Raw genomic sequence first — 11,204 nt, forward strand, 5'->3', positions numbered from 1 at the left:
TTACATGTTTCGGCGCTACCGCCGAACTTCTTTACAGCGCCTTTTTTACTGTCTCAAGATGCGCCGCTATTTCTTCATTGCCTGGCTCAAGTGCAAAGGCCTTTTCTATGGCGGTTTTGGCTTCTGCGTGCTTGCCGGTCAGGTGAAGAATCCAGCCGTAGGTATCCAGAACGGCCGCGCTATTGGGGGCCAATTCGCTTGCTTGCTCGGCGAGCTGTATTGCTCGCTCTGAGTTCTCTTCGCGAAGTATCCAGGCTAGGTTGTTCATTGCTGCAACGTTAGTGGGCTGCCGTGTAAGAACTTGTTCATAGTGGCTTGTTGCAGCTGTTTCCTGGTTGTTCATCATCAGCCATTCGGCTCTCGCCAAGTGTGCTGCAAGATTTTGTGGTGTTTCGTTTAGCCAACTTTCTGTGAGGCCGTCAAGTGAGCTTGGGGCTTCCTCTTTAGCCAGCCCGACAAGGGCGGGCATCAGTTGTATATCTTTGGTGTCTTTCCATCTTTCAGAAAGGTATTCGTAGGCGGCTTCTGACCCTTGCTGTTGTGTGAGCAACTTTGCTCGGGTAAGCATGGTTGCTGTCACTTCGCCATGGGTTTCCTCTACTGCATCCAGAGCCGAGAAGGCGTCGTCGATCTTGCCTTCCATCTGGGCGATTCTTATCGGTAACAATGCGAGCGCGAGGTTTTCGGGTTCAAGTGCTATGGCTTCGGCGGCTCTGGCCCGGGCCTCGCCCCATTCTTTGTTGTTCACGGCCATCTGAGCTTCGGCCAACAGCAGTTGCCCATATGCGCGTTTTGAGGCTGCTGATTCAGAGTCTTTCAATTGAGCGAGGGTAGATCGTGCCTGTTGCAGTTCGCCTTGGCTGATGTCTATCAGCGCCGTAAGCGTGTCGGCGTTGCGCTTCAACTCCGGGTGGGCTTTGGCCACATCAGTTAGCCAGGTTTTGGCTTCGGCTGCTGAGTGATCTAGCGTATAGATTTGGCCAGCCTGCTGAAGCGGGCGTATCGCGTCTGGGGTTATTGTGGCGGCATCTACCAGCAACTCAATGGCCTTTTCGCGCTGGCCAGATTGGGCATAGAGACTGGCAAGTGCAACCTTTGGAGCTTGTAGCTCGGGGCTTTCCTTAACAAGCTTCTCAAGCCGTGCTGTGGCTTCATCCGGGTTCCCTAGCTGGGTATCTGCAAGGCTTGCCAGCAACACGGCCCGGGGATGATTACCATAACCGTTGAGCAACGAGTCGCGAATTTCAGCAGCTTCCTGTTTCTCTCCCTGCTGCAGCAATACGTTAAGGTAGGTGCTGGTGGTGGCCCAATCTGCGGGGTTGGCGGTGAAGGCCATCCGAAGTTCCCCAAGTGCCTGTTCGGGCATGTTTTTTTGTAAGTAGTGTTTTGCAAGTGCGAGCCGGAACCGCACGCGTTCGGGGGCATTACTGATGGCTTTGCTGAGGCTGGCGATGCCGGCGTCTTCATGGCTTGGCAGGCTAAGCGCCAGAATGCCGTGCATGGCCAAGAGTTCATTGTCGTTGGGGCGTGCTTCTATGGCGCGGCTTAGGGTTTTAAGGGCGGCTTCTCTGTCGCCTGTATCAATCTGGGCCATGGTGGCGGCCCGAATAAATTGTACGGGTGTTGTTTCTGGGTCTAGGTTTTCTGTGAGCAGCTGGGTGCCTTCCTCCAACTCGCCGGTGCCTGCATAAATCGCTCCTAGCATTAACGCAACTTTTTCGTTTTCCGGGTCTAGTTTAAGGATGTCTCGAAGGATGGCTTTTGCTTCGTCGAAATTGCCGTCTTTCAGGGCAGCAACTGCGGCCGCAGCTTGTTCCTGTGAGCCTGTGTTTTGGTTCTCTGCCAATATTTGGTTATAAATCTGGGCCTCGGTAATTTGGCCTTGTTCTGTAAGTACTCGGGAGAGGGTGGTCAGCACGTTGCGGCGTATGGGCAGGAACATATCCGATGTTGGGAGTACGCCCACGGCATCTGTGAGCGTGGCGGATGCTTGTTCCAGTTGATTCATGCGGTACTGAGCCAGCCCTTTCCAGTACAGGACTTCCGGTGCTTTTGCGTTTTTATCTAACCATGCGCTGGCAGTGTTTATGGCCTGTGTGTTTTGGCCAAGATTGATTTGCGCTTGCAGGGTTCCGGTGATCACTTCTGTATTTGCAGGGTTGCTGGGGGCGAGGTTGTTGTATGCGGCCAGCGCCTTGGCGGCTTCTCCAGACTTCCGCATTGCTTCAGCACGTATTAAAGCTGCTTCCAGCTTACCTTCTGGGGTGCTTGGTGTTGTTAGCGCAAGGGTTTCTGTGGCTGATAGGTGCTTGCCTTGTTCTACGTAGGCCCGGGCAAGGGTGAGAGCCACGGCATCAGGCTGTTCTTGCAACCAAGGTTCGAGCAGCTCTGAGGCGTGTTTGGCGGCGCCTACGTGCAGGTACAGATCGGCCAAGCGCACTATGTGCTCTACGTTACTGGGGTCTTTCTGGATGGCGTTTTTGACTTCAAGCAGGGCGGAGCGAAATTGGCCCTGCTCTGAGTAAGTCTCTGCTCGGCTAATGTGAGACAGAGCTTCTGATGAATCTGGGCCATTGTTACAGCCGGTGAGTAGTGGGGCTGTAAGCAGTAGGCTGCCTGCAAGCATCAGCCCGGGAAGTGACTTAACGATTGTTTGTCTTTTTATCATGTAAACCCTGCTCCTTGAGTCGTTCGCTACCATCGCATGCTGGAAAGTTACTCAGACTTCCGAAGCCGCTGCCGCAGTGTCGATTTTATATTTGTCGGTGAGATTATAGAGAGTGGGGCGGGTGACGCCCAAAAGTCGGGAGGCCTGGGTCATATTGTAGCCGCTGGTTTTAAGAGCCTGGATGATGGCCTTACTTTCAGCCTGTTCGCGCACCTGGCGAAGGTTTAAGTGGCTTACCTCGGGCTGCTCGCACGCAGGTAGCGCCAGGTCTTCGCTGGTTATGCGCTTACCATCCGCCATGATGGTGGCCCGCTTCACCTTGTTGATCATCTCTCGCACGTTGCCTGGCCACGAGTAGCTGTTGATGGCGTTTACGGCGTCGTCGGCGAACGTGAGGTTTTGCCTGTCCATTTGTTTGCCAAGGGATTTCAACAAGGATTGGGCAATCACCAACGCGTCGCCGTCCCGTTCTCTTACGGCCGGGACGTCGAGGGTTATTTCGCTAATCCGATAGTACAGATCCTCACGGAACTCACCGTTTGCAATCAATTGGGCGACATTTTGGTGTGTGGCACACACGACACGAACATCCACGAGTATCGGCTTTATTGAGCCCACTCTGTCGACAGACCGTTCTTGCAGGAAGCGTAACAGCTTGGCCTGGAGCGACATCGGCATATCGCCAATTTCATCAAGGAAGAGGGTGCCACCGTTGGCGCTTTCAATCTTGCCCTTCTTAGTTTGTGTCGCCCCGGTAAAGGAGCCTTTTTCGAAGCCAAACAGTTCGCTTTCTAGAAGGTTCTCGGGGATGGCGGCGCAGTTAATGGCTGCGAAGACCTGATTGGCTCTGGGGCTTAGGTCGTGCAGTGCGCGGGCAAGGACTTCTTTGCCTGTTCCGGTTTCGCCGGTGATGAGTGTTGTTATATCTGTGGGGGCGACTTTTTCTAGGGTGCGGCAGAGGGTCACCATTTGCGGGCTTGCTGCGATAATGCCCTTGATGTTCGTGCCGTTGCCCAGCTGCGTTAGGTCCTGGTTTTCCCGCTCCAGTTCGGCAAGCCGTAACGCTCTGTTGACGACAAATGTAAGTATGTCTGCATCCAGGGGTTTCTGGTAGAAGTCGGATGCGCCCATGCCGATGGCCCTCACGGCGTTTTCTTTGTCTTCGCGACCGGTCACGACAATCACCTTGGTTGTAGGTGAAAGCCGTAGGATTTCTTCCAATAGCGCGAAGCCTTCGGTAGCGCCGCCGGGATCTGGCGGTAGGCCGAGGTCTAGGGTAACCACATCGGGCTCTGTGCGCCGCAGCGCAGCGATGGCGGCTTCTCTGTCTGAGGCGACAGTTACTTCCAGATCCTCGCTGAAACACCAGCGCATTTGGCTTTGCAGGCCCGGATCATCCTCTACGATTAGCAGTCGTCTAGTCACAGCGGCAACAATTCCTTTGTTTTAATATTCCGATACGTCTGATTCTTAACTGAACATTGACACTTTGCAACGATCGTTTTAATTGTTGTGGCCGCGTGCCATTTAGTTGGCATGTGCGTGGCTGTATATTTGGTCATCAATCAGCGGAATACGGATGGAGAAACAGGAGCCTACGCCGGGTTCGCTTGTGGCATCGAGGGTGCCTCCCAGCTTTTGGATGTATTCTCGGGCCTGATAGGCGCCAATGCCCATGCCGGTGAGGCCTTTTGTGCTTTCGAACGGCTTGAATAATCGTCCACTGATAAAGTCTTCTGTCATGCCGCTGCCGGTGTCTTGAATAAACAGCATGACGTTACCCTTGGCGATTTTAAGAGACAAAGTGACCTCCCCGCCTGGCGGCGTGGCATCTTGTGCGTTCTGGATCAAATGGCCGAGCACATTCCTTAACTGCTCGGGGTCTGCTTTGATCATTATTTTCGGTACTTGCCCCTCCAGCTTGGGTATAGGGTGCTGTCGGTCGTAGTGATCTAGCAGATTGGTTACTAAACTGGTCAAGTCCAGAACTGAGGACTCTTCTTCGTCGCCGGATGATGGCTTACGAATGTGGTCTACCAGATTGGTCATCTTACGAACAGCGTGGTCTGTGGTGTTGATCATGTCATCAATAAACGCCGGATTATTTCTGTGTTTTTGGGCGTTATTCACCAGTAAGGACAACTGCGCAATCACGGTTTTCAGGTCGTGCACCATGAAGGCCGAGGCTTTGCTTACGGCTTCGAACTGCATGGCTCGGGATAACCGGTTCTGTGCATCTGCTTGGGCCAACAGGTTACAGGTTTGGCGGGCCACTACTTTGATCAGATCGAAGTTCTCCCAGTTTAGGTCTACCCGTGCGTATGGACGGCCTATCATCGCAATGCCGTACAGTTCGTTGCCAAGGTAAAGCGGGATCACCAGCCAGGCGCCTGGGGTTTTGGCGATGGCATCGGGGATTTCCATCAGGTCGTAGCTCACTGGGTCCGTCCTGTATTCATCGAGATTTACAATCCATTCTTTCTCGTTGAACAGGCGAACCAGCTCGGCGTCTTCATCAATGATGGTGTATCTGGGGGTGGCGAGGTTGGCGGACTCTTTCAAGATGTACGACCCTTGTTCGCTTTTTAGCCAGATAGCGCCGGCGTTGCTTTCTACCAGGCCCGCAAGAATCCGGATTGCCCGTTGCGGCAGAGGGGGTTCATCGCTGAGATCCGCTAGCTCTTTTGTCAGTTTTAGCCATTCTTCCCGGTAATCGTATTTATAGTCGAAGAAGTTTTGGCTGATACGAACCATCAGCCTTGCTCGTATTCGCCGTGAAAGCACCAAGGTTGTCAGAAAAACCAGGGCGACTGCTGACAGTATTACCTGCAGTGCCTCGCCCCAGTCGCCACCGAGGATGCGAACGTAATAACCGCTGACAGAAAGAAGAACCAAGTAAGTCCCAGCTAGGATCAGCGTGCCGGCGTGGAATACCGCTGAGCGGGAAAGCTGAAAGTCGATAGGCTGTTTGCGGGTGTTGACGACGTTGATGGCAAATAGTGGCACCAGCGCGGCGTTCACAAACCCCCGGGCATTCCAGAATGAGTCTGCGATGCCGCCAAACAGCAGTGCGTCTGCGTACATCAAAAAATCGAAGATGAAAATTGTGGCGGTACCAATGCACAGGTATTTCATGCTGGAACGGCCAAAGGCGGGTGCGTTGCGCCAAATCTGCTCGACCAGGGAGAGACCAAGCAACGACAGCGCAATCTGCCCGATGAGTTTGGTTTTGCCATCAACCAGCGCCATGCCAAAGATGAATTCCAGGCTGCCGAGCGTAATCAAGGTGAGGAGTAGGCCGGCGGTTGCGATGCCGAGGAACTTTTTGATTTGCCCGCTTAGGCGCCCTTGCCGGAAGGTATCCCGCAGCATGGCGAACAGAAGTAGAATCCAGGCGGTATCCCGAAGCAATTCCAGCAGATAGCGAATGAAAAAGCTGGGCTGCCCCCAGAGGCTTTGGGTGACCAGGCTAGAGGCCCACAAGGTAGTAACCAGGGCCGCCACAAAGAGTGCCCAGTCTATGTCACGCCTTAAATAGCGAGTGCCCACAAGCACCGCAAGTATTGCGAATACTGCAGCCGCCGCTCCGTGACTAATCACGCTTAAATCTGGAAGCATGTAACCTACCTATTCCGTGGACAGGTGTAGTTTGCTGTGGGCGGCGGTTCTGTGCAACTCTTGGGTTGCGTTTGGGTCGGATTGAGGGCGCGCTATAGCAATAGTCAGCCACGCCCGATCAGAGCGCCCAATGTATGACCTTGACCTGCATTAAGCACTTGATAATCGCTGGCTGCATTGGCGGTTTCGACACAAAGCATTGTCTGCCAGGCAGAATCCGGAAAATCGCTCAGCTTTTCGGCTTTGTATGGGCCGGGGTTCCATACCACTGTGGAGTCACTTCCCACCGCTGTAAGCTTGCGGTTTGTGTTGGGCGTTACGATGGTTAGCGGCTCGCCGCTCTCGTATATTCGGTCGGTTTCTCCCTCAAAATACACGGGGCCGTCTTGGCTGCAGTATTCCCAATCTTTGAGGGTGTCTATGTAATGGCTGCAGCCTAACCCGAGAACTCTTGAACGCAGAACGTCGGTGGTGGGCAGATACGTGTGTAGAGCCTGGCTGTAGGCCAGCGGCTCGTTGCTCAGGTTTGTGGTGGTGAATGCTAGCTGGCAGCCCCGTACCGAAAAGCTGAAAGTGAGTAGGGCAAGGGCGTGGCCGCTCCACACGTCAGAAAAGTCTTCGTTGGCATCTAAAGACAGGCAGATTTCGACTTCGTGGGCGCTCTCGTTCACATCCTCCAGTTTCCAGATGGCTGTGCGAGCGAACCCGTGGGGGCTGTGGGTTTTTACACGTTTGCGTATCTCTGGCGCATTGCGGGCCGGGTCGCCGAACCAGGGCCAGCATATAGGGATGCCACCGCGTATGGCCTGGCCGGGTTCGAACCGTGCCGTAGGGCTTAGCCAAAGCCAGTTTGGTTCATCCTTTGGAATAAACCGGGTGAGGTGCGCGCCTTGCAGGAAAACCGTGGCCTCGAACAGGGGGTGGTGAACCTCCAGCGCCTCGAGCTGTCCGATGGTTTTCCAGCGGGTAAACGACCATTGCCCCGGGGAAAGAGATAAAGGGGGTTTGTTGCTGCTTTCGGACATAAGGCTTGGTTCCGAGCTTAAGTGCATCTGTTTTGTTAAAGAGTAAATTAAAACCGTGTTGTGGGCGACATCTGCCCATAAAATAGCCAAGGTGACCCTAGGAACTGGGTTTTCCGTTCCGGCACGTAGTTTTCATAAGGAATGTAATTGGATAAAGCGCTGTGGTTGGATGAGCTTGCTTGGGGTTTGAGTGAGCAGAGCTGGATGAGCTGTGATATTACGCCGTGGTTGGGGCTGAAGGTTTTACGTTCTCTACAACAGGAGATCATAACCCTTGATCAGAATGATGCGCTCAAAACAGCGGGCACAGGGCGGGGAAATGCACCTGTTCGGGATCGCTCAGTGCGCCGCGACAAAATCGCTTGGCTGCAGGGCACGGAGTCGCCGCAATCTGAGTTGTTCGGGTTTCTTGAAAGCCTGCGCCAGGGGCTGAACCAGCGGCTTTTTCTGGGCTTGAAGCGTTTTGAGGCCCACTACGCAACGTATCATCGCGGTGATTTCTATCGGGCTCATGTGGACAGCTTTCAGGGCCGAGCGTCGCGTATTGTAAGCTTGGTGCTTTACCTGAATGATGACTGGCAACCCACGGATGGCGGTGCGCTGCAGGTCTTTAACCGGGAAAGCGAAAACGAGGTAAGTGGGCTGGTGTTGCCTGAAATGGGAAGGGTGGCGCTGTTCATGAGCGAAGAAATCCGCCACGAGGTTCTTGAGGCCCATCGCACCCGCTACAGCCTTGCATGCTGGCTTCGGCAGGATGAGATTGCTTTGCCCGTATCGGCACTTATTTAGCGCATTTGTGTTGGCGGTTGGATTTTCCGTTGTAGTCCGCAAACCCTTTTGTTAACATTCGCGCCGCTTGAGGGATATTGTCCTCAAGCGGCGTTATGGTGGCCCTATTGGTGCCTCCGCAACATGAAACCGCGAACCCGGTCAGACCCGGAAGGGAGCAGCCGTAGCGGTGGAATTGTGTGCCGGAGTGTCGCTGGTGGGGCCACCCCCAGATTTTTTCGTTTTACCCCTCTTCTAAAATCTCCCTAAGCTCTGATATCTGCGCCTTAAAAACGTCTTATACCTTCTTATAAAACCGCGCCCATGCTATGGTTGCAGGCGTTTTTCTCAGCAGTTGGCGGATCATGAGCTACCAGGTACTTGCCCGTAAATGGCGCCCCCGCACCTTTGAAGATATGGTGGGCCAGGAACACGTTCTCCAGGCGTTAATACACGCTTTGGACAATCAGCGTTTGCACCATGCCTACCTGTTTACGGGTACTCGTGGCGTGGGTAAAACTACCATTGGGCGCTTGTTGGCACGCTGTCTCAACTGCGAGACCGGCATTACTTCGCGCCCCTGCGGCACTTGTTCCAGTTGCGTTGAAATTCAGGAAGGCCGGTTTGTTGATCTTATTGAGATTGATGCTGCATCTCGCACCGGTGTAGATGACATGCGGGAGCTGACTGATAACGTTCAGTACGCACCCAGCAGTGGCCGTTTCAAGGTGTACCTCATCGACGAGGTGCACATGCTTTCCACCCCGTCGTTCAACGCGTTTCTCAAAACCCTGGAAGAGCCGCCGGAACATGTGAAGTTCCTGCTGGCCACGACCAATCCCCAGAAATTGCCTGTTACCGTTCTGTCCCGTTGTTTGCAATTTAACCTCAAGCGCATGACGCCGGAACATATTGCCGGGCACCTTACAAAGGTACTCACGGCTGAGCAGATTCCCTTTGAAGAGCCTGCGCTTTGGCTGCTGGCTCGTGCGGCCGATGGCAGTATGCGCGATGCTTTGAGCCTGACCGATCAGGCCATTGCCTTTGGTAACCAGAAGTTAGCTGCCAGTGATGTCAGCAGCATGTTGGGCACGATTGATCAGCAGGATATTGAGCGGATTGTAAGCTCGCTGGTAGACCGGGATGGCCCAGGTTTATTGGCTGAGGTTAGCCGTATTTCAGATTTTGCACCGGACTACAGCATTATACTTGCGGATCTTTTGTCCTTGTTCCATCGAGTGACCATGGAGCAGGTGGTGCCTGGCAGTGCCGACAACGCGCTTGGCGATGCCGCGCAGGTACAGTCGCTGGCACGTAAGCTGAGTGCAGAAGACGCCCAGCTGTTCTATCAAACAGCCCTTATGGGCCGGAAAGACTTGGCGATTACCCCCGATGCCCGCATGGGCTTCGAGATGACACTGCTTCGTATGCTGGCATTCCGCCCCGGCTCGGATCGTCGCGCGCCGCCGGCTGCGAGTAATGCCGGTTCGGTGACAGATGGCGAGTCCCGGGACGAACCTGAGCCTGCACCCGCACCTGCACCGCAAGCACCTGAGCCCGCGGTGAATGCACCCAGCGCGCCGGAAACCCCTGAACCGCAGCTAGCACCGCCTTGGGATACTGATCCCGAGCCTGAATCCGAGCCTGAATCCGAGCCAGAGCCAGAGCCAGAGCCAGAGCCTAAACCATCCCCGGCTGATCCGGTCGAAGCAGCTCCCGCTCCTCTGCCTGAAGGAGAGTTTGTTTGGGAGCGGGATTTCCGTAGCCTGGGTATTGTGGGTATGCCCGGCAACTTGGCCAGCCACAGCACTATGTCCCGTGCCAGCGATACCATCACGCTGTTAATCGACGAAGGGCACGCCCGGCTGCTGAATGCTCGGCACGAAGAAAAAATTCTGACTGCCTTGAGAAATCACTTCGGCGACGCCATTCAATTAAAGATAGAGCAGGGCGATGCAGGATCACATACTCCGGCGGCTTATGAAGTACGCCAGAACAAAGCACGCCAAGGCGCGGCTGAAGAATCTATCCGCAACGATCCGCTGGTTAAGTCCATTGTTGAACGGTTTGAGGCGCGGGTAGTCGAAGATAGCATTAGGCCAATATAGATAAGCAGGAGATAACACATGGTGAATAATGTGGGCGACATGATGAAAAAAGCCCAAAAAATGCAGGAAGACATGCAAAAAGCCCAGGAAGAAGCCGCAAAAGTCGAAATTACCGGTGAATCTGGCGCGGGCTTGGTGAAAGTCACCATGAACGGTCGCCACGATGTGCGCAAGGTGGATATTGATCCTTCCCTGATGACTGAAGAGAAGGATATTCTTGAAGACTTGCTGGCGGCTGCTATCAACGATGCTGTGCGCCGCGTGGAAGCGAACCAAAAAGATAAAATGTCCGGCATGATGTCTGGTTTGGGTTTGCCCCCTGGCTTCAAGATGCCGTTTTAAGGCTTTTTCTGAACTGCAGTTTGAGGATGTTTCATGGCGTTCAGCCCGCTGGTTGATGAACTTGTCGAATCTCTACGGTGTTTGCCGGGTGTGGGTCAAAAAAGCGCTCAGCGCATGGCGTTTCACTTGCTTGAGCGTGCACGCTCGGGGGGAACTCGGCTTTCTGATGCGTTAAGCAATGCCATGGACGGTGTCCGTCGCTGCGAAAGCTGCCAGAACTTTTCGGATACCGAAGTCTGTGGGATTTGTGACAACCCAGCCCGAAGCATCGGCACACTCTGCGTGGTGGAAAGCCCCTCGGATCTGTTGGCCATTGAGCAGGCAGGGGACTATAAAGGCAGCTATTTTGTTCTGATGGGGCATTTATCGCCCATTGACGGTGTAGGCCCTGAGGAAATTGGCATCGAACGGCTGCTGCGCCGAGTGCGCTCAGATGGTGTCACCGAACTTATTCTTGCGACCAACCCGACTGTGGAGGGTGAAGCGACTGCCCACTATATTTCCGATCGGCTCGACGGTTTAGATATTCTCATTACCCGCCTTGCTCACGGCATACCGGTGGGTGGCGAGCTTGGCTACGTCGACGGTTTTACGCTCACCCATGCGTTTCGCGGCAGAAAACCTCTGCTGGATTGATTTCGCATCAACGTCTTCATGGCGCTTTTAACTGGCTTT

The 11,204-nt window shown here is 54.2% G+C and carries 8 protein-coding genes and 1 other RNA gene; 5 read left to right on the forward strand and 4 right to left on the reverse strand.

Annotated elements, in window-relative coordinates:
- Window positions 1-31 precede the first annotated feature (31 nt).
- The 4 genes from CPH80_RS03580 to CPH80_RS03595 all read right to left on the reverse strand — a co-directional run bounded on the left by CPH80_RS03580 (window position 32) and on the right by CPH80_RS03595 (window position 7,311).
- The gene (locus tag CPH80_RS03580) at window positions 32-2,668 is read right to left on the reverse strand and encodes a tetratricopeptide repeat protein (protein ID WP_096275653.1); all 2,637 of its coding nucleotides are present in this window, start codon (window positions 2,666-2,668) and stop codon (window positions 32-34) included.
- 51 nt (window positions 2,669-2,719) lie between these two features.
- Complete coding sequence (prsR, locus tag CPH80_RS03585) at window positions 2,720-4,093, reverse strand: PEP-CTERM-box response regulator transcription factor (RefSeq protein WP_096275654.1); 1,374 nt, start codon at window positions 4,091-4,093, stop codon at window positions 2,720-2,722.
- 102 nt (window positions 4,094-4,195) lie between these two features.
- The gene (prsK, locus tag CPH80_RS03590) at window positions 4,196-6,286 is read right to left on the reverse strand and encodes an XrtA/PEP-CTERM system histidine kinase PrsK (RefSeq protein WP_096275655.1); all 2,091 of its coding nucleotides are present in this window, start codon (window positions 6,284-6,286) and stop codon (window positions 4,196-4,198) included.
- Window positions 6,287-6,390: 104 nt separating this feature from the next.
- Window positions 6,391-7,311, reverse strand: coding sequence for a D-hexose-6-phosphate mutarotase (locus tag CPH80_RS03595; protein WP_096275656.1), 921 nt, complete (start codon window positions 7,309-7,311; stop codon window positions 6,391-6,393).
- A gap of 147 nt (window positions 7,312-7,458) precedes the next feature.
- Here CPH80_RS03595 and CPH80_RS03600 point away from each other — a divergent pair, with 147 nt between their 5' ends.
- From CPH80_RS03600 to recR, 5 genes are all read left to right on the forward strand, one after another.
- On the forward strand, window positions 7,459-8,100 hold the full coding sequence (locus CPH80_RS03600; protein WP_227520336.1) for a 2OG-Fe(II) oxygenase: 642 nt from the start codon (window positions 7,459-7,461) through the stop codon (window positions 8,098-8,100).
- A 105-nt stretch (window positions 8,101-8,205) separates the two neighbouring features.
- Window positions 8,206-8,302: signal recognition particle sRNA small type (ffs, locus tag CPH80_RS03605), an RNA gene on the forward strand.
- A 142-nt stretch (window positions 8,303-8,444) separates the two neighbouring features.
- Window positions 8,445-10,187 carry a DNA polymerase III subunit gamma/tau gene (gene dnaX, locus CPH80_RS03610; RefSeq protein ID WP_096275657.1) on the forward strand — a complete coding sequence of 581 codons (1,743 nt, stop codon included), beginning with the start codon at window positions 8,445-8,447 and terminating at the stop codon, window positions 10,185-10,187.
- 18 nt (window positions 10,188-10,205) lie between these two features.
- Complete coding sequence (locus CPH80_RS03615) at window positions 10,206-10,529, forward strand: YbaB/EbfC family nucleoid-associated protein (protein ID WP_096275658.1); 324 nt, start codon at window positions 10,206-10,208, stop codon at window positions 10,527-10,529.
- A gap of 33 nt (window positions 10,530-10,562) precedes the next feature.
- The gene (recR, locus tag CPH80_RS03620) at window positions 10,563-11,165 is read left to right on the forward strand and encodes a recombination mediator RecR (protein WP_096275659.1); all 603 of its coding nucleotides are present in this window, start codon (window positions 10,563-10,565) and stop codon (window positions 11,163-11,165) included.
- Window positions 11,166-11,204 lie beyond the last annotated feature (39 nt).

The sequence above is a fragment of the Marinobacter sp. LV10R510-11A genome, assembly GCF_900215155.1.
Lineage (GTDB): Bacteria > Pseudomonadota > Gammaproteobacteria > Pseudomonadales > Oleiphilaceae > Marinobacter.